This window comes from Actinoplanes sp. DH11 (assembly GCF_020873875.1).
Taxonomy (GTDB): Bacteria; Actinomycetota; Actinomycetes; order Mycobacteriales; family Micromonosporaceae; genus Actinoplanes.
Window position 1 is genome coordinate 12,624 of sequence record NZ_JAHWGU010000007.1, and the last position, 17,983, is coordinate 30,606.

At 68.0% G+C, this 17,983-nt stretch carries 18 protein-coding genes and 1 pseudogene; 9 read left to right on the forward strand and 10 right to left on the reverse strand.

All coding sequences use genetic code 11. The annotated features are described in order from the left end of the window. Positions 1–23: 23 nt before the first annotated feature. The 3 genes from LPA41_RS11975 to LPA41_RS11985 form a co-directional block, all read right to left on the reverse strand. Positions 24–1,598 (reverse strand): ThiF family adenylyltransferase, encoded by a 1,575-nt coding sequence (locus LPA41_RS11975; RefSeq protein ID WP_229070198.1) that lies wholly within the window; start codon positions 1,596–1,598, stop codon positions 24–26. Further along, a complete protein-coding gene (locus LPA41_RS11980) occupies positions 1,595–2,611 on the reverse strand; it encodes a nucleotidyltransferase (RefSeq protein WP_229070199.1) in 1,017 nt (338 codons plus the stop codon). The genes LPA41_RS11975 and LPA41_RS11980 overlap by 4 nt, the downstream gene beginning before the upstream one ends. A gap of 198 nt (positions 2,612–2,809) precedes the next feature. After that, positions 2,810–3,892 (reverse strand): SAVED domain-containing protein, encoded by a 1,083-nt coding sequence (locus LPA41_RS11985; RefSeq protein ID WP_229070200.1) that lies wholly within the window; start codon positions 3,890–3,892, stop codon positions 2,810–2,812. A gap of 204 nt (positions 3,893–4,096) precedes the next feature. Between LPA41_RS11985 and LPA41_RS11990 the strand changes: the two genes are divergently transcribed. Then, the gene (locus LPA41_RS11990; protein WP_229070201.1) at positions 4,097–5,302 is read left to right on the forward strand and encodes a hypothetical protein; all 1,206 of its coding nucleotides are present in this window, start codon (positions 4,097–4,099) and stop codon (positions 5,300–5,302) included. A 129-nt stretch (positions 5,303–5,431) separates the two neighbouring features. Here LPA41_RS11990 and LPA41_RS11995 read toward each other — a convergent pair. Together LPA41_RS11995 and LPA41_RS12000 are read right to left on the reverse strand one after the other, a co-directional pair. Continuing rightward, positions 5,432–5,653 (reverse strand): annotated as a pseudogene (locus LPA41_RS11995) (hypothetical protein); the annotation flags it as partial. A gap of 322 nt (positions 5,654–5,975) precedes the next feature. Further along, positions 5,976–6,530 (reverse strand): hypothetical protein, encoded by a 555-nt coding sequence (locus tag LPA41_RS12000; RefSeq protein WP_229070202.1) that lies wholly within the window; start codon positions 6,528–6,530, stop codon positions 5,976–5,978. Between the two features lie 493 nt (positions 6,531–7,023). Here LPA41_RS12000 and LPA41_RS12005 point away from each other — a divergent pair, with 493 nt between their 5' ends. Continuing rightward, positions 7,024–7,299, forward strand: a complete 276-nt coding sequence (locus tag LPA41_RS12005; RefSeq protein ID WP_229070203.1) for an ATP-binding protein — start codon at positions 7,024–7,026, stop codon at positions 7,297–7,299. A gap of 210 nt (positions 7,300–7,509) precedes the next feature. On the opposite strand, the gene LPA41_RS12010 is transcribed toward LPA41_RS12005, so the two are convergent. Beyond that, positions 7,510–8,379: an STAS domain-containing protein gene (locus LPA41_RS12010; protein WP_229070204.1), complete on the reverse strand. Its 870-nt coding sequence runs from the start codon at positions 8,377–8,379 to the stop codon at positions 7,510–7,512. Between the two features lie 382 nt (positions 8,380–8,761). On the opposite strand from LPA41_RS12010, the gene LPA41_RS12015 reads away from it, so the two are divergent. Further along, positions 8,762–10,009 (forward strand): PP2C family protein-serine/threonine phosphatase, encoded by a 1,248-nt coding sequence (locus LPA41_RS12015; protein WP_229070205.1) that lies wholly within the window; start codon positions 8,762–8,764, stop codon positions 10,007–10,009. Between the two features lie 40 nt (positions 10,010–10,049). Here the strand turns inward: LPA41_RS12015 and LPA41_RS12020 are convergent, their stop codons facing one another. After that, complete coding sequence (locus LPA41_RS12020) at positions 10,050–10,373, reverse strand: STAS domain-containing protein (protein WP_229070206.1); 324 nt, start codon at positions 10,371–10,373, stop codon at positions 10,050–10,052. A gap of 228 nt (positions 10,374–10,601) precedes the next feature. On the opposite strand from LPA41_RS12020, the gene LPA41_RS12025 reads away from it, so the two are divergent. From LPA41_RS12025 to LPA41_RS12045, 5 genes are all read left to right on the forward strand, one after another. Next, entirely contained in the window at positions 10,602–11,414 is an 813-nt protein-coding gene (locus tag LPA41_RS12025; protein WP_229070207.1) for an RNA polymerase sigma factor SigF, read from the forward strand. 53 nt (positions 11,415–11,467) lie between these two features. After that, entirely contained in the window at positions 11,468–11,740 is a 273-nt protein-coding gene (locus LPA41_RS12030) for a hypothetical protein (protein WP_229070208.1), read from the forward strand. 117 nt (positions 11,741–11,857) lie between these two features. Then, on the forward strand, positions 11,858–12,241 hold the full coding sequence (locus LPA41_RS12035) for a ZIP family metal transporter (RefSeq protein ID WP_229070209.1): 384 nt from the start codon (positions 11,858–11,860) through the stop codon (positions 12,239–12,241). Positions 12,242–12,370: 129 nt separating this feature from the next. Next, a complete protein-coding gene (locus LPA41_RS12040; protein ID WP_229070210.1) occupies positions 12,371–12,559 on the forward strand; it encodes a hypothetical protein in 189 nt (62 codons plus the stop codon). A 63-nt stretch (positions 12,560–12,622) separates the two neighbouring features. Continuing rightward, positions 12,623–12,937: a hypothetical protein gene (locus LPA41_RS12045; protein WP_229070211.1), complete on the forward strand. Its 315-nt coding sequence runs from the start codon at positions 12,623–12,625 to the stop codon at positions 12,935–12,937. Positions 12,938–13,205: 268 nt separating this feature from the next. Here LPA41_RS12045 and LPA41_RS12050 read toward each other — a convergent pair whose 3' ends face one another. Next, positions 13,206–14,012 carry a PRC and DUF2382 domain-containing protein gene (locus tag LPA41_RS12050; protein ID WP_229070212.1) on the reverse strand — a complete coding sequence of 269 codons (807 nt, stop codon included), beginning with the start codon at positions 14,010–14,012 and terminating at the stop codon, positions 13,206–13,208. A gap of 282 nt (positions 14,013–14,294) precedes the next feature. Here LPA41_RS12050 and LPA41_RS12055 point away from each other — a divergent pair, with 282 nt between their 5' ends. Further along, on the forward strand, positions 14,295–15,491 hold the full coding sequence (locus LPA41_RS12055; RefSeq protein WP_229070213.1) for a PP2C family protein-serine/threonine phosphatase: 1,197 nt from the start codon (positions 14,295–14,297) through the stop codon (positions 15,489–15,491). Between the two features lie 117 nt (positions 15,492–15,608). On the opposite strand, the gene LPA41_RS12060 is transcribed toward LPA41_RS12055, so the two are convergent. After that, the gene (locus tag LPA41_RS12060; protein ID WP_229070214.1) at positions 15,609–16,613 is read right to left on the reverse strand and encodes an ATP-binding protein; all 1,005 of its coding nucleotides are present in this window, start codon (positions 16,611–16,613) and stop codon (positions 15,609–15,611) included. 246 nt (positions 16,614–16,859) lie between these two features. Continuing rightward, positions 16,860–17,876: a SpoIIE family protein phosphatase gene (locus tag LPA41_RS12065; RefSeq protein ID WP_374238153.1), complete on the reverse strand. Its 1,017-nt coding sequence runs from the start codon at positions 17,874–17,876 to the stop codon at positions 16,860–16,862. Positions 17,877–17,983 lie beyond the last annotated feature (107 nt).

Here is a 17,983-nt window from a genome sequence, read left to right on the forward strand (position 1 = left end):
GACAACATCAGGGTTCGGGGCTCTCACCGATCCGTCCGATAGGCGACCGGAGTTGGTGTCAGAAGGCCGAGCTGGTCGAAAGGCGGTTCAGTCTGGGGCTGGCGGATGTCGGCCATGCTTGCCGGCAATGTGCACTGGCGGGTCGCCTGGTCGATGACCATCCGGCAGGCTAGGTCGGCTGCGGCGATGACCGCTGCTGGCGGGGTCCGCGAGACGGGTTCGCCGCACCCGGCCTCCCGCATTCCGGCGCCAATGGGATCGCTGATGAGCGCCGGTAGGTGCTGTTCGCCGTGGCGCAGCGGGAAGCGGTCGGCTCTGATGATGTCGCCTTCGCGTTGTACGCAGGCTGAGATGACCGTGTGCCCGGTGCCTGCCCCGGTGATGTTGGCGGCGGTTGCCAGCAGGCTGCTGGCCCGGGCGTGGGCGGTGGCGTCGAGAACGACGTTGTTCGTCTTGACGAGTTCGACGGCCTCTCCGAGATCGGCGAGGTCCTGATTCTGCAGTTTCACTTTCCCGACGTCGAATCCTGTCGCTGCGAGACGGCTCATGACCGCCATGACCTTGTAATTCCCGACATCGTCACTGCCGGCGAGATGGCGCACCACGTTGCCAGGACGCAGCCGCTCGCCGTCAATCAGTGTCAAGCGACGAACCCCAGAGCGGAACAGGATGTCGGCAGCGAAAGACCCCAGCGCGCCGACACCGACGACGGCGATCCGGACATCGGCCAGTTCCGCGGCGGTCTCGCCTGCGCGCATAGAGCGGGTGGCCATGCTCGTGTCGGCGCTTTCGCAGGCTCTGATCGTCGGGGTCGGCACTCCTCGCTGCACGGCTACGGCCAGGACCGCGGCATGGCCGTTGCGGGAGTACCGCAGCAGCAGATAGCCGACGGCACCGAGCGCAATCAGGCGAGCCACCTCACCGGTTCGCTTCAGGGCATGCTCAACGTCGGCCCATTCCCGCGGCGGCGACTGGACCTCACCGAGATCGTCGACCCACGCCAGTCCGCGATCTTTGGAATGTAGCTGCTGAGGCCCTCGTGGCGCGATGACGCCCGGTCGGCGTTTCTCGGTCACTTCGATCGTTCGTGGTGTAGGGCCAGGTGCCGTCTTGAACAGCCCCGCCTTTCCGGCGAGCCGATCAGCGTCGTACAGCACGAGAGTATTGACGTCCCTGAGCAGGTACCGCTCGAGGTCGCAGACATCGTCGTCCGGCCATCGCACGGCCGTCTGTTCGAGCCAGCCCCGCACCCGGTCCAGGAAGGCCTGCGGCTCACGCCACGGTGCGAATTCCACTGGCTGTGTGGCGGCATCCCAGAGGCACAGGTTGCCGTCCACGCCGAGTGAGGCGGGCCGGTCGATGTGAAACGTCAGCTGCATCGATGTGCCGGAATCGAGGACCCGCACGTCTGGTGCGGTGAAGGGGAATCTCGCGGTTAGCTCCACCTCGATGCGGGCATGGACGAGGCCGCGTACGGGGTGTCGCCACGGCAGATCGCCACGAAGCCGATCACCGTCGTCGCTGAAACCGAGTTCGCCGAGGCGGGCACGCCAGGAGTCGGCTTCAGCGACGAAGTCACTCTGCCAGGAGCTGGTCATGCGTAGCGGCCGCTCCCCGCCGGCACGGTGGAAGCCCCTTGCGTCACCGCGGTCGTCTTCTTCTTGGTGCCGTCGGCATTGCAGTACTCCGGGAGCGGAAACACCTGCTCCTCGGTCGTGGTGTTCTTGGTGGTGCCGAGCAGCTCACGCCATTTCACCGCTGCCAGGCAGTCGTTGGCTCCCAGGGCCGCCTCGGCCAACGTCGCTGCCTCGTCAATGCGGGCCGCGGCGGCGGCCAACTGCTCCGGGGTGGCTTTGGTCTTGATTGTCTTCCCATCAAGCGTCGGGTCGTCGAGACCCTCATCTGCGACGTCGATGAGCAGGTCGGCGATCTCACGGAGGACGACGGTCAGGTACTTGGCGTACGACGTCTCGTTCGGCTCCAGGTTGCTGAAAGCGTGGTAGGCGAGGACCTCGAAGAAGTAGCCGCCGGGCTGGTCGTCCACCCAGGTTCGGCGGATCTGGCGGATCAGCTTGACCATGGGCACATAGACCCCGCTACCGGGATCACCGTCGTAGAGCAGGTAGTCCTTGTTGGCCTGAGTCGTCAGCTCGGCCATCTTGGTGGGGTTCGTCTCGACCCACCGAGCGTTCCCGTCATCCTCGATCTTCTGCGGGATTTCCCAGTGATCCCCGCAGGGCCGGGCGATGACGACATCGACGGACAGGTCGTCGTCGGGGAAGTCGATCATCACGGACCGGTGCTGTCGTGTGACGCGGCCGGGGAAGGATTCTTCAAGGACAGCTGCGACGTGGTCGAGGATTCTCCCGGGACGGAGGTCTTTGCCGGCCTTGCTCAGCCGGACGAAGACGTCGACGTCCTTGACTCGGCGGATCGACACCTGGCGACCGTAGGAGCCGATCAAAATAGGATCGACCCCGAGCTTCACAAGCAGATCGTCAGCTTCCAACACCTTGGTGACCTCGGCGTGCGCTGCCTGGGCGTTCTCGGCGTCATCGCTCGGCTCGATGTTGCTCAGTGCCGTCTTGAAGTGGGTGGCCAACGTGGCCATGTGTTCTCCGTTTTCATGGGCGGGCGAGTGCGCCTGGTACGGCCGCCGAGGGGTGGTCACGGCCAGTTCCTACGACGCTGTAGGTGGTCTCGATCCGTTGTCGTCGAGCGCCGGTGAGACGGTACGGCAGGGGTACGACAACTTTGCCGCGTCGGTAGGGCGAGTCGTTGACCTCGGACGCACCGGTGGAATGCCGAGTCAGCCGTTCGGGTGAACTGGAAACGCCTCGTACACGCTCGCAATGGGATTGAAGGTGTAAGCCGTCCACTGCCCTGGAGCCGGCGCCGCGAGCCGGGCACCGAGGGCCACCGCAATCGCCACCGGCCCGCTCAGGAAGATTGCATGCTGACCGGTCCTCGCCGCCGCGGGCAACGCCGCAGTGTCCCACACGTTGCATGTTTGGGACACCACTCCGTTGAAGGTCTTCAAATCCTGCTTGAGCAGCCGATTCTCGTTACGGAGCAACAGCAGCCAGCCGATGCCGTGTTCTCGGCAGGCTTTCACGACCGCGTCGCGGAACTGGTCGCCACGGTTCTGCAGGTCCAAGGCGATCGCGACCTTCGTCGCGTCACCGTCATCGAACACCTCCGGGCGTTTCACCGTGAGCGGAGCGGCAGTCCCATCCAGCGTCCGAAGCAATGTCGCGGCGAAGAACGCCGGCGATCCGGTGTCCTGGCGAAGCTCGTGCACGGCGACATGCTGGGCGTGTGTGTGTCCGAGCCGAGCGCCTAGCCAGAACGCCACGTGCAGAGGCATGGTGGGGATGAGGTTGACATGCGCCGCTTCGGGGGCGAGCCGTTCGGCGATCATCGTTGCGCGAAGCGTCTCCTCCGCAAGTAGGTCAACCAGCTCACGATTACGTGTGGGGTCTGTCGAAAGCTCGATCTGCGCCTTCAGCGTCACCGCCGCCGAACCATGGCTGAACCGCTCCGCATGCTGATTTCGCTGTTCAGCGCGCGCGTACCCACGGTGGGCATCTACGGCATTAACGATGATCCCCACTCGTAGCCCCATCCGGGCCCGATGCCGCAACCAAAAGCCGAGCCCCATGACAGCCAGACCACCCACGACGGCCACTACAAACCAGAAACGACCGGGTTTCTCGCCGGTCATCACCGACTTGCCCATCTCTGTCAAGAAGGTCCCAGCGAACAAGCCCCCAATGGCGATGGCGGCTGACCCGTCGGTCGCCATGGACCAAAGCCCTTGCGCCCCGGCAGGCTGCTCGCCCGCGCCTACCACCGTCAGCCGCGGCGCATCGGGACGCTCCACCGTTGCCACAGGTTCACCACCGTTACGAAGAAGGAAGAACCGCTCAACCCGGTGAATCCGTCGATGAGCGGGATCGGAATGCCCGGTCAGCCTAGGACATGGGCGCCGTGGGAACAGCGCACAACTACGAGAGCATGCACCCGATACGATCGCCGCGGATGTCGGAACCTAAGGCGGTGGGCTTACCGGGCCGCCGGGTGGAGGGCAACGCGGGTGGGTAAACGCGCCAATCGTAGGCCGATCTCGTCGGCGGCAAAGACGCCCCAGCTGGAGATCGTCGCCGTACTCGGCGTCGGGCACGGCGGTGCCCAGCTCGATCAGGAACTGGCCATCTGCCGATCGGCGTTGCTGTACGCGGACCATGTGACTCTGGCGAGCCCGCGGCTGTTCGCACTGGTGGCGGCGATGGGCATCGTTTCGGTGACGCCGCAGACATTTCACGAAGTGATGAACCGCGCCCTTCGCGACGGCGGTGACGCGATGCGGGAGGCCGCAGAATCCACACGCCAACTCGGTGAAGCCCTCGACGCCTTCCCCAGCCGCCATGAGCTGATCCCTGCCCAGCGACGCGAGAAGGCATCGCTTCTGCGGCGGTTCGACCAAGACCTTGACGGCCTCCGTAGGACAGCTCGCAGAAGCATTTCAGAGCTCGGTGGCGATGAACTGATCCTCGCGATCCAGGAGGGCGTTCTGACACTCGAACCTCTGGTCCACACCGAGGAGGAATTCGACGACCTTCCCACGGACGTCCTACTCGGTAGATACGTCGACATTGTCCGCCGGTCGCTGGCGGGCGGGCACAAGTACCCGTTGTTCGACGCCAGCACCGGAGACCTCGCACGCCTGGGCATCGATGCAGGATATTTCACGAGGTCGGAAGCCACATTGGCCCGCAGCAAGAACGCCGCGGCTGGAACCGGTTTCATCGACCGGCTCCCCAGCTTCCCGTTTGCGGACGTGTCCGAGGTTCTGGATATCCGGCAGGAGTTGCGTGCACCGCTGGGTAGATTCCGAAAGGCAGTGTCCGGTCTGTCCTTAGGGGTCGACGTCTCTCCCGAAGACGCCGAGTTCAGCGCCGTATTGAATGCCCGCTGGATTCAAGAAGTGCAACCCGCACTCGACGAAATCGAAGAGCGCATCCAGCAGGATGCGTCCTTACGTGCGCTCACCGGAAAGTTCACCGCCGGCGTCGTTGACCCGCTCAAGTCCGCGTTACCAGCCGCTGGACTTGGCAGCCTGAGTTTCGCCGCCGGAGTTGATACCTGGATGGGCGCTGCCGCCGTGATCGGCGCTGCCGCGGCGGCACCAGCGGTGAAGGCGATCCAGGAACGGCGCAAGGCGATGCGCGACATCGAGAAGCAGCCGTACTACTTCCTCTACAAGACTGAGGACACGGTCAGGCCCCGCGAGCTGCGCTGAGCTTCGGACCACACCTGGTCCCGGGCTGCTGACAACTCTCTTCGTGGTGGTACGCCACCTGACCAGGCCGCTCCGCCAAGATCGACAGGCCGGTAGGTTGTGGCCTCTCGGGCGGGTACGCCACCGGGCTCAGGAGCGCGGGGCGTACATAGTGACAGCGACGCCGATCAGGCAGATGGCGGCGCCGGTAAGGTCGTAGCGTTCGGGGTGGAAGTTGTCGGCGACCATCGCCCAGGCCAGCGATCCGGCAACGAAGATCCAGCCGTACGCGGCGAGGATGCGACCGGAGTTCGCTTCCGCTTGCAGGGTGGCGACGAAGCCGTACGCGCCGAGTGCGGCGATGCCGGCACTCGGCCGTCAGGTGTGCCACTCTGTGGGCGTGTGTTGCCGGTCCGGTGTCGGCGGTGATCGTCGACGGCCGCGGCGTTCGGCGACCTCATGAAGCGCTTGCCGTTATGCGACTTGGGCGGCTTCACCCGGATACGGCTGCCCGGATCTTCCACCACGAGCTGCCGGCGCACCGTCCGCGTGCCCTGCACCGGCTCCAGATCATCGGACCGCAGCCCGGTCACGTCGATCACCCGCCTCACCGTAACCACCGGCACGCCCTCAAGAAGTCGCTTGCTGACGGCAAGTGTGGATGGCCGAAGACCCACGACCCGGATCTCGCGGACTAACGGTCATCCAGTGGACCGGTGTTCACGTCGATGGCGCGTTCAAGAGCGCCTTGCTGACGCGCGGCGTCGTTGGCGGCGCGGTCGATTGCTGCGGAGTCGCGGTCAGCACCGGCTGCCACCCGGTCACGATCGGCGGCGACCCGATCGCCGGCCGCAGCCCATCGTTCTCCTCGAACGTGATCCAGGTAGTCGCGGAAGGCGACCCGGTCGACGGCCGCCTGCTCTCGATCGGCGGCTGCGGCGTCGCGGTCGGACGCGGCCTGCTCCCACACGATAAGGAGTTGTTCCTGGTCGGCCGGGTGTTCGGCTGCCGACTGCTCACGTAGGTGGGCCGCTTGCGCTCGCTCGGCCGCCTGCCGGTCGCGAAGCTCGGCCGCTCGCAGGCAATGCCGTACCACCTGCTGCGTGTCCTGCCCGGCCTGGTCGCGGGTGGTCGCCGCCCGGTCACGGGCTCGGGCGTCGTGGTCACGATCGTGCGCCGTCGTGTCCCGGACCTCAGCGGCATCATCGCGCGCTTGCCCGGCGCGGTCTCGGTCGTCCGGGCTGTCCACTCCATATCGCGCCACCACTCGCCCATTCTCGCCCCGAGGGGCTTCGCGGCGAACACCGTCCGCCGGCTGTCGCGCCCGGCGCGGGTCCTCGACAAGCTTCGCCGGGCTGCCGTGATCTTGTCGGACGGCGGCCTACCGGCATGGGCAAGATCGGGGTCGATGTGCGTTACGCTGCGGCAACTGTCGGAGCATTTCGAATGTCCGGCTCTGCGGCGGGTATCCGCGGTCGGTCATCACAGCACCGACTCGCGAAGCGGCGCCGTACCTCCCGCTCGCCCGCTCATCCCGGAGATTGCCGGCGACCGGTATCCGGCGCAGCCCCTCACGAGAGGCAAGGGGCACGAGTATGAACGACCAACCAGATCAGCACCTGTCGCCGGTATCCGACCTGCTGCTGCCCACCGCCGGGTCAGCGCGTCACGCGCGCGATCTCATCACCGGCGCGTGCATGCAGTGGGAACTACCGCACTTGGTCGAGCCGGCCAGCCTGATCGTGACCGAGCTGGTCACCAACGCCGTCAGGCACGCGGACACCCTCATCGACCTGCAGATCATCAACAACGACGGTCAGTTGCTCATCCTGGTCAGCGACGGCAGTACCGCCGTCCCGGCCCCACCATCGCGAGCGGCGACCACGGCGCGCCTTGACCCTGATCGCGCCATCGGACTGATCCTCGTCGACGCGACAGCGGACCGATGGGGCTGTCGCCGGATCACCGGCGGAAAGACGATGTGGTCGGCACTGAACATCGGGGCTCAGGCGGCGTGAACCCGCCCACCGGTGCAAGTTCGGTACAGCTGCTTTCCGATCCTTCGGGGTAACCAGGAGTAGATGTGGTGAGACGCGGGGAGGAGCGGGCGGGTGGAATCGGACAACCGGACATGGAACGACCTGGCAGCCGAAGCGCGCCAGCGTGGTGAGCGGGCAGCCCGCCGCGCTCGTGAAGCACGCGAGCGGGCGGCCGAGATCGACGACGGACTACGCGCCTTCGCCCGCACCGGTGATGCGGTGGCCGTGTCGACCCCGCAGACCGCGGAACGAGCCGCTGACCTTGCCGCCGAGAGCCGGGAACGGCCCGCCGGCGCGCACCTGGACGCCGCGCGCGGTCACGAACTCGCCGAGCGGGCGCACGACCGCGCCGCCACACACGAACCGGCCCACGCCGGCGAACATCGGCATCAGGCGCGGCGGCATCACGCCGAGGCGGTGCGCGCTCGGCGTGAGGCCGAGGCCGAGGCCGACAGCTAGGTTTCGGCGGACATCACGCTCATCGGTGCGGCCTCGCGCTGGGTGTCGGCGGGCGCCACGGGTAGCTGCTGGAGATCGCTCGGGCTCGCTCGCATGTTTCCCGGGCGGTCTGGCGCAGCTGTTGTGCCTGTTCGACCACTTGTTGCGGGGTTGGCGGCGGGTTCGGCGCCTGCCGTCCGGGGGTGCGCCGCCGCCCGGTGGTGATGGCCAGGGCGGGGTTCGGGGTGACGCGAACAGCTCGAGCAGTCCGCTGATCTCCAAGACCTGATAAGGGATGCGGGCCGGGTTGGTCACCACGAGCCGGCTGCCGGCCGCTTCGGCGTCGTTGCGGCAGAGCAGCAGCGATCGGATGCCGGACGAGTCGAGAAAGCTCAGGCCGCCGGCATCGATGTCGAGTGTCGCGGGAGCCGCGCCACGCAAGGCCAGGACGACCTGGTGGTGGAGATGCTCGGCTGTCGTGCGGTCAAGTTCTCCAGTGAGGATCAGGCGGACCATCCCCGTTGCGGTCGACGTGATGACGTCGACGCGTAGCCAGTCGCTGCCGCTCCCGCCGTCAGCAGTAGGGTCACTGCCGCTCTGGTGTGCCGCCGTGGGGTCCATACCGATCCTGCCGCGAGCGTAAGGATGCTTCCGGTCAAAGGAGCTGTGGCCTACTCGGGACACGCTACTCCCCCTGCCGGTACCAGCAGCCGATAGCGGAATCACCCGATCATGGGACTTTCACCTCGTGTACGACCCTTCCCGGCGGGTTTGAACCATATCGGGCGCGCTCGTCTTCATTCGCAGAGACTGAGCGCTCATCACGGCAGCATGAGGCCGCCGCCCTACCCGCGTTCCGGCTACGGCGAAGCGTCCGCGGGGCGAGTCATGATGCCTGCCAAGCGCCGTTATCCCGAATGTGAAGTCGCTCGGTCATACTGACGGCGACCGGTTGCCGTCCACGGCTGGCGCCGGCCGGTAACCAGCGAAGAAGAGGTAAAGCGTGGTCGCTGACGGACGCAGAACCGTCACGTCGCTGCCTGGCAACAGTGTCGCTCACGGCGGCTCGCAGGCCGACGCGTCCGTCGCCGGCATCGTGATCCTGCTGATCGAGGACGACCTCGGCGACGCGGTCCTGGTCCAGGAATACCTGTCCGACAGCGACCTCGACGCCCGCCTGCACCACGTCAGCACCCTCACCCACGCCATAGACGGCGGCCACGAGCCGGAGTGCGTCCTGCTGGACCTGCACCTGCCCGACGGCTCCGGCCTCGATGCCCTGCGCCGGGTGTTGCGACGGTGGCCGCACGTCGCCGTGGTGGTGCTCACCGGCCTCAACGACGCGGCGACCGGCTCGGCCGCGGTCGCGGCCGGAGCCCAGGACTATCTCGTCAAGGACCAGGTCGACGCGGCGGTCCTGGATCGCACCATCCGCTACGCGGTACAGCGTAAACGCGTGCAGACCGCCGAACGCCGGCTGCGTGACGGGCAGCTGCAGACCGACGAGAACACCCGCCTGCAGCGCGGCCTGCTGCCCACACCGTTGCTGAACGACACGACCGTGCAGGTGGTCAGCCGGTATCTACCCGGCCAGCAACGCTCGCTGCTCGGCGGCGACTTCTACGACGTCGTGCAAACCGACGACGGGGTCGTGCACGCGCTCATCGGTGACGTCTGCGGCAACGGACCCGACGAAGCCGCCCTCGGCGTCGGTCTGCGGTTCGGCTGGCGCACCCTGACCCTGGCCGGGCTACGCAAGGCCGACCGGATGCGGCTGCTCGAACAGGTCCTGGTCGCCGAACGACCGCATGACGGCATGTTCGCCACCGTCTGCACCGCCGGCATCAACCTCGCCACGTCCGAGGTCATCATGCTCAGCGCCGGGCACCCCGCACCGCTGATCATCACCAGCGGCGGCGCCTACCCGGCCCCCACCACCTACGGCCCCGGTTTGGGGATGGCACCGGGACGAGCACGGTGGCGTGAATCGCGTATCACTGTGCCGGCCGGTGCGGGGCTGCTGCTGTACACCGACGGCGTCATCGAAAGCTTCTGCGACGACGGCACCCGTCTCGGCGAGGACCGTTTCCTCACCCTCGCCGCCCGCCTGAGCAGCATCGAAGACCCAGATGAGTACGTCGACGCCCTGCTCGCCGAGATCCAGCACGCCGACGCCGGCCGCCACAACGACGACACCGCCGTGCTCTATCTGCGGTGGCCTGCCGATGGGCCGGTGTCCGACAAGAGTTGACGCGTGCACCGCAACATGCGGCCGGTGTGGCGCGCATTGCTCAGGTCCGGATCAGCACCGCTTCCAGGCCGGTGATCGCCAGGATGCGCCGGGCCGTCGAGCTCGGCTCGACGACGGCGAAGCCGCGGCCTTGCTCCTGGGCGTAGTGCAGGCCACCGACGAGCACGCCCAGTGCGGTGGAGTCCAGGAAACCGACGTCGGCCAGGTTCACCCGCACCTCGGTGACCCCGGCGGCCTGTGCCTGCTCGAACAACAGCCCTTGCAACGTCGCCGCGCACGCGAGGTCCAGCTCGCCGGCGAGCGCGATCGTGCAGACGCCGGCGTCATAGGTCAGCCGATGACGCCAGATAGGCGACTGCTCCACCCGTACCTCCGCAAGCTTTGAAAGGGCTACGGACATGGTGCCTCAATCTCGGTATCCCGCCATGATCGGCCTCGTCTGACCCAGAAATCGGCAGACATCGCATCCTTCGTTCGCGTCGTCTTTGCCACCTGATCGGATGAGTTAGCGATTGGTGCAGGAGGGGCAAGTCAAGGTGTCGTAGCCGTCCGAGTGGCGGCTGACCAGTAGCGAACGCCTGCAAGGAGTCTCATGACCGTGGTCGCCGCGCCTGCTCACAGCACTACGCTCGCCTCCGGCACGACTGGCACCACTGACGTGGCGGGTGAGCTGATCACGGCGATGGCGGCGCTGCCGGCCGGTCATCCGTCCCGGCCTGGATTGCGGGATCGGGCGATCGAGGCGTGGATGCCGCTGGCGCGGCATCTGGCGCAGCGGTACGCCGGCCGTGGTGAGCCGTTCGACGACCTGCAGCAGGTCGCCGTCATGGGGCTGATCAAGGCGGTCGACCGGTTCGACGCCGACCGCGGTGTGGAGTTCGCCGGGTTCGCGATCCCGACCATCGTCGGTGAGTTGAAGCGGCACTTCCGCGACCGCACCTGGTCGATCCGGGTTCCCCGCCGGCTGCAGGAGCTGCGGCTGGCGATCACCGGCGCCAACAACGATCTGGCGCACACGCTGGGTCGCTCCCCGACCGTCGCGGACATCGCCACCCACCTCGGTGTCACCGAGGAAGAGGTCCTCGAAGGCTTGGAAGGGGCGCGGGCGTACAACGCGACCAGCCTCTCCACGCCGACCAGCAGCGACGCCGGCAGCAGCACCACGCTCGCCGACACCCTCGGTGAGCAGGACACCGGCTTCGAGCTCGCCGAGCTGAGGGTGTCGCTCGGCTCGGCGCTGGCCGGCCTCGACGACCGTGAGCAGAAGATCATCAGTCTGCGGTTCTACGGCAACCTCACCCAGACCGAGATCGCCGAGCAGATCGGCGTCTCGCAGATGCACGTCTCCCGGCTGCTCGCCCGGGCCTTGGTCAAGCTGCGCCGGCAGATCGACGCCACCGCCTGAGCTCTGGTGACCCGTCCGGCAGCTCGCCGTCGCAGTGGGGGTAGCAGCACGCCGTGGATGCCCTGATCTTCGGAGTGATCGCGTCGAGCGCGCTGGTCATCGGCGCGCTGGTCGGCGCGCGGATCCAGCTACCGAAGGCCGTGCTCGCGGCGATGCTGGCGTTCGCGGCGGGCGCGTTGATCACCGCACTGGCGTTCGAGTTGTTCGAGGACGCCTACGAGCACGGCGGGATCTGGCGGGCCGGTGTCGGATTGATCGTCGGCGCCGGTGTCTTCACCGCCCTCAGCGCCTGGCTGGACCGGGCCGCCCAAGGCCCGCGCGAGTAGTCGCACGGCAGCGAGAAACTCGACACGGACGCCGCCGCTGAGCAGCGGCGCCCGTCGGCGGCATCCACGTCCGGAGCCGCCGGGCTGGCCCTGCTCGCCGCGGTCACCCTCGACGGTGTGCCGGAGAACGTGGCCCTGGGTGTCTCCCTCGGCGGTGACTCCGGCGGGCTGGCGCTGCTGGCGGCGATCTTCGTGTCGAACTCCCCGGAAGCCCTGGTCGGCAGCGCTTCCATGCGCGCACAGGGACGGTCCCAGCGCTACATCATCGGTTGTTGGCTGGCCTGCGCCGCCGTGCTCACCCTCGCGGTGGTGCTGGGCGCCGGCCCGCTGGCGAACGCCTCCCCGGAGACCATCTCGCTACCGTTGGCGTTCGCCGCCGGAGCGGTACTGGCGTCGCTGGCCGACACGTTGATGCCGGAGGCGTACGAGAAGGGTGGCCCGACCGTGGCGATGAGCACCACTGCCGGATTCACCCTGTCGTTCGTGCTGTCCATCCTTTGAAAGGCCGACCTTCACCAATCATCTCGCCGCCGGCACGGTGTGTCGGCTGCCCCTGCGGGTCGGGTACTCAGGAGTTGGCAGTTTCGCCTGGTGACGTGGCGGGCACAGCCTTCGCATGGTTCTTACGAGGTGAGGGCGAAGGTGCGGGTCGCTGGGGCGAGTCAGGATCCTCGGGTACGCCGGGCGGCGCCGCCTACCGCGATCGCCGCCGCCGTCGCGGCGGTGCTCGGCACGGTGATCGTGGTGACCCGCCGGCGGCGGGCGGCTGCGCGCCGCGCCCGGTTGCGGCCCGCGTCCTGGCTGGGCCGCCGCCGCTGACACTCCCCCGCTGCGCCTGCACGCAGGCGCCGGACCTCTCTGTAGACAGGTGGAACCACTGTTATGGCATTGATGAAGCTGGCAGCCGGCCTCGCCGTTGGCTATGTCCTCGGGACGCGCGCGGGCCAGGAGAAGTACGAACAGATCGCCGTGACGGCCCGTAAGGTCGCCGCTCACCCCACGGCTGTTCAAGCCCAGGAGAAGGCGAAGGCGCTGATCAGTACGAGCGTCGACACCGTGAACACCCGGCTCGACACCGCAGCAGCCGAGCAGGCCACAGCACCGGCGGTGACGACCTCGCCCAAGCCCGGCCCGGCGCGGCGCAAGTCGGCGCCTCGCCCTGCGGCGACGCTTTCCACAGCCGATCCCGCGGTGTAGCGCCGACACACGAATCTCTGCGCTTGCGGCACCGACCGGGTTCGCCGTGGCAGCCATCCCCGTGCCCGGTCGAGAACGATGAAGGCCCGAGCCCTCGGCGAGGGCCTTCATCGCGTGCGCAGCCCATTGAGGCCCGAGCTGTGGCGAGATCGGCGATCACTTCGGACGCCGACGTCGCCTCGCGGCGATACTGGTCTGGCCGAGGTGATACGCCGGTGCCCCGCCCTGCAAGAGGACGGGGCACCGGCGTGTCAGGTGATGCTCGCGGTCAGCTGATGGTGCGACGACCGTTCTCGTCCGGCAGGTCGGCCTCGATGCGCTCCTTGCGGACCTCCCCGCCGACGGTCTGCTGCTCGGTGACGGTCTCCTTGCCGAGCTTGACCCGCTCCACCGGGACGGTCTCGGTGTTGACCACCGGCCGCTCGGCGTGCAGGGTCACCTCGTGCTCCGACTCGGTCAGATCCGGGCCGGTGTACGCGGCGTCCCGGTTGGCGCCGGTGATCGGCTCACGCTCGAGGCGTACCTCTTCGCGGGTGACCGGGACCGACACCTGCTGCTGCTCGGTGACCACGTACTTACGCAGCCGGGCCCGGCCGGTCTGCTCACGCTCGGTGCCGACGTTGAGCTGCTCCTCCGAACGGGTCATCGCGTCGTCGCTGAGACCCGTGGTCTCCCGCCCACCGGCCGTCGTCGTGGCGGCGCCGGTGTAGGAGGTGTCGGCCATGGCGGTGCCGCTCTGGTACGTCCGGTAGGTGTCGTCCCAGCTGACGTCGTAGTGCCGGTAAAGCCGGTCGACCTCGTCCTGGCTCAGCGGCTCGTCGTGGTCGGCGTCGACGTTGGGGGCGTCCTTGACCGTCGCCTTGTCGAACGGCACCACCAGGTGATCGCCGCGCAGGTCGGTGCTCTGCAAGGGGAACAGCGACTCGTTCATGCCGAACAGCCCGGTCCGGACACTCGCCCACGCCGGGCGGCCGGTGGCGTCGGTCCACACCGCACCCACGGTGCCGATCTTGTCACCGTCATTGTCGATGACGTCGAGGCCGTACAGCGAATTGATCTTCTCCTGCGCGATCACGGGGGATCTCACTTCCTCTGAAGGGGGCAACGACTACGCCCCTCTCGCTACCCCTCGCCGTCCGCCCCATTCACGATCGCTCCCACCCCGTCGAGTGGTTGACAACGCGTTTCGGCTGGTGAACGTGACAGGCCAGGAGAACCACGACGCTTGCTATCGAATGTATTCCTATCGGCAAATACCACCGTGACCGATGCACGGCCGCTCTCGGCCGGCGGCCGTACCGGTTATGCTCGGTCGGGCTCGTCTGCGGCCGACAGCGACCCTGGGGCGGAGGTGAGAGTGGCCGACCTGCTGCGGCTGCTCAGCCGGCTGTTGGCCGTCGCTCATCAGGCCCGCCCCGAAGACGTGCCGGCCTTGGTCATGCAGCTGGCGCCGTTGATCGATGCCCGCGAGATGGTTGTCTACCTGGTCGACTACGACCAGCGGCAGCTGCTGCCGCTGCGCGGCCACGGTGCTCCGGCTCGCGACCCGATCGCCATCGATGGCACCCTGCCCGGGCGCGCGTTCGCGCTGACCCACACCTATGAGACCAGCGACGCTCAGCGCCGGCTGTGGGTGCCGCTGCTCGACGGCACCGAGCGTCTCGGCCTGCTGGAAGTCGTCACCGACGCCGGTTCCGAGCAGTACCGCCAGCACCTGTCGACGGTGGCGAGCCTGCTGGCCGAGCTGATCATGACGCGGCGCGCCTACGGCGACGCGATCGAGCTGACCCGCCGCCGCATGCCCATGCAACTGGCCGCGGAAGTGCTGTGGAACCTGCTTCCACCACTGACCTTCATCGGCCGCGACGTCGCCATCGCGGCGGTGCTGGAACCCTGCTACGACGTCGGCGGAGACGCCTTCGACTACGCCGTCAACGGCGACGTCCTGCATGTGGCGATCTTCGACGCCGCCGGTCACGGCATCGACGCCAGCACCGTGACCTCGCTGGCCATCAACGCCTACCGTAACGCCCGCCGCTGCGGGCAGGACCTGGCCGACACCTACCGCAGCATCGACAACTGGATCGCGCTCAAGCACCCGCACACGTTCGTCACCGCCGCCTTGCTGGAACTCGACGCGTCCACCGGCACACTACGGCGTATCTCCGCCGGACACCCCGCAGAGCTGCTGCTGCGCGACGGCAAGCTGGTCAAGGAACTTTCCGCCCCCACCGCACTCCCGCTGGGACTGGCCCGCAGATATCGGCGCGAGCCCACCGTGGTGCAGGAGTCGCTGCAACCCGGAGACCAGATCCTGCTCTACAGCGACGGCGTCATCGAGGCACGCACCGCCGACGGCGACTTCTTCAGCGTCACCCGGCTCGTCGAGTTCCTCACCCGCGCCCTGGCCGACCGGCTACCCGCGCCGGAGACCATGCGCCGGCTCGTACACGCCATCCTCGAACACCAACACGAACAACTGCAGGACGACGCGACCGCCGTACTGGTCGAATGGCGGCCCACCGCGGCCCCGACCGCCAACCCGCTAGCCTGACCTCCGCGAAGGGCGTCTGCTTTGATCGCCGTATCACCGGTAACCCGGCCGGCCGGCGTCACGTGCGCGGTCGCGTCAGGCAACTCCGAGACGGCCCGGCCCCAGTAGTCGCCGTCGCTACGGCGCCGGGGCCAGCATGATCTGATGCGGGAAGTGCAGCCGGACCGAGGACCGGCCCGGTACGGAGAAGACCGTGACCACGTCGGCCAACTGCCGGGCCAGCCACAACCCGCGCCCACCCGCGACCGGAGCCAGCGGATCGGGGCGACGAAAGCCCGCCGACGCGGGAATGGTCTCGGCGCCGGCATCGTCGCACTGCACGATGAGCGTGCCGCGCTCATGCCAGGCCCGGACCCGGACCGGCGGGCCGCCGTAACGCAGCCCGTTGGTGGCCACCTCGACCACGGCCACTACAAGATCTTCCAGCGCTTCCCCGGCGAACCGGTGGCTGGCCGCCCAGCCACCCACGGTCGACCGCAGTTGGCTGAGCGCGTCGACCGCAACGACGGTGACGTCGTGATCGACGTCTGCTGGCGGCGGCCGCATCGGCACGTCCTGGTGGTCACGCAGGTAACGCTCCGGGGCGAGGTAGGACTTCGAGGGGATGCGTCCGGCCGCGGTGAGCTCGTAGGCGTGTGTCGCGCGGGCCCCGGCCATGACTGCGTCCGTATGGTGCCTGCTGTCCCAGACGCAGGTGACCGCTGAACCGCCCAGCGCGTACGTGTGGTTGCAGATCGACTCGTACGCCAGGTAGGCGGCGGCCCGATCAGCGCGCATGCCGTCATCCACGCCGCTGACCAGATCGGGCTCGGCGATCACATGCACCCGGCGGCCTGCCCGGTGCTTGTCGGCCAGATAGCGCCGGAACCCCTCGTAAGCGAACCCGAGCCGCTGATAGAACGCGCCCGGCTCGCCCCAGCTCACCGCCGCGGGAAGGGCACCGATCTTGCTGTCCAGCAGTGCCCGGGTACGGTCCCCGACGACCACCAGCATCTCGTCGTAGACCTTCACCGAACGGTGCAGTTCCGACACCAGCAGGCTCAGGTCACTGTCAGTTCCGACGATCAGCGCCGTATGGGCGAACTGCGCCGCGCGTGGATCGGTCGCCTGGTCCACGGTCATCGCGGCACCGCCGCAGCCACCGCGTTCTCGGCGCCATCAGTCATCAGTCGGCACCTCTCCAGACATCTACAACCTGATCAAGTGTGCGCCGCCTCCGGCTCCGGCGCGTCTCACCGCAACAGCGCGACCAAGAGACACTCGGCATCGGTACCCTAACGGCTCGCGACTACACCGCTGCGCCGACCGCTCGTTCATCGCGTTCCCGGCTCGAGGCGCGAACGGGACGAACGGCCGGGGTGCCACGCTTCAAGCGGTATGCGCGACGGCGACGCCGGCGTCGTCGCGGCGGGTGCCGGCGTCACGCAGCAGCGTGGCGGCGATGACCTGCGGGGCGTGGTCGAACAGGCCGGGATAGTCGGCGGGGCTCCAGCGGCTGGTGACGCCGTCGGAATGCAACACCACCGCTGCACCGCAGGCCAGGGGGTAGTCGTACTGGCGGATGAGGGGTGCGTTGTCACCGGCCGTGCCGGGTAACGAGACCATGCTCCGGCGCGTGCCGTCGGGCCCGACGACGACGCCGGCGATGTCGCCCAGCCCGGCATACCGCACCAGGGCCGCGGCCGCGTCGAGTTCGGCAACGGCCAGCGCTGCCCCGCGGGTCTGCTCCAGCTCACGGTGCAGGCGGCGTACCAGGTCATCGGGTGCCTCGGCGGGTGCCTGGTGGAAGACACCGACAGCGCGCTGGGCGGCAGCGGCGGCGAGTGGTCCGTGGCCCAGGCCGTCGCACAGCAACACCTGCCGACGGCCGTCGACGCATCGAGCCGCCCAGGCGTCACCGCTGACGGTACCGCCGGAGATCGGACGGACCACTCCGCAGGCCCAGGACAGTTCAGGGGCCGAGGCCGGCCACACCTGAACGGCCAGCACCGTCCCTCGGCCTGGCAGTGAGTACACGTCGTACCAGCCGGACTGCCGGGCGATCGAACCCAACCCGATACCCAGCGTGCCGGCGGTGGAATGCCCGTCGCCGAAAGACCGCTGCACGTCAGCCATGCCGGGACCGTGGTCCGCAGCGATCAACTCGACACCCGCGTAGTGCTCGTTGCGCACCGGCCGGACCAGCACGATGCCCTGCTCGGCGTGTTTGACCAGATTGCTGGTGATCTCGCTGGCCACGATCGCCAGATGAGCGATCCGCGTCGCAGGAAGCGCCACCTGTTCGGCGAGGCGTTCCGCGGTACGACGTACGGCAGCCGCGCTGGCAGCCGCTTCGACACGCAGCCACACACCGGCGTCCGGCACCCTGTTCTGCACATCTGCCACCGAGACCCCAGTTCTGGCCGCCACCGGCCTCCGACGCCGCTGATACCCGCCACCGACACCGAGAACCCACAACCATGACTCAGCTGACATCCGGCACGGCCTGCACC

Bases quoted from the DNA above. Each gene is read 5' to 3' on its own strand.
- LPA41_RS11975 (WP_229070198.1), bottom strand. From the start codon at position 1,598: ATGACCAGCTCCTGGCAGAGTGACTTCGTCGCTGAAGCCGACTCCTGG.
- LPA41_RS11980 (WP_229070199.1), bottom strand. From the start codon at position 2,611: ATGGCCACGTTGGCCACCCACTTCAAGACGGCACTGAGCAACATCGAG.
- LPA41_RS12010 (WP_229070204.1), bottom strand. From the start codon at position 8,379: ATGGACCCCACGGCGGCACACCAGAGCGGCAGTGACCCTACTGCTGAC.
- LPA41_RS12025 (WP_229070207.1), top strand. From the start codon at position 10,602: ATGACCGTGGTCGCCGCGCCTGCTCACAGCACTACGCTCGCCTCCGGC.
- LPA41_RS12045 (WP_229070211.1), top strand. From the start codon at position 12,623: ATGGCATTGATGAAGCTGGCAGCCGGCCTCGCCGTTGGCTATGTCCTC.
- LPA41_RS12060 (WP_229070214.1), bottom strand. From the start codon at position 16,613: ATGACCGTGGACCAGGCGACCGATCCACGCGCGGCGCAGTTCGCCCAT.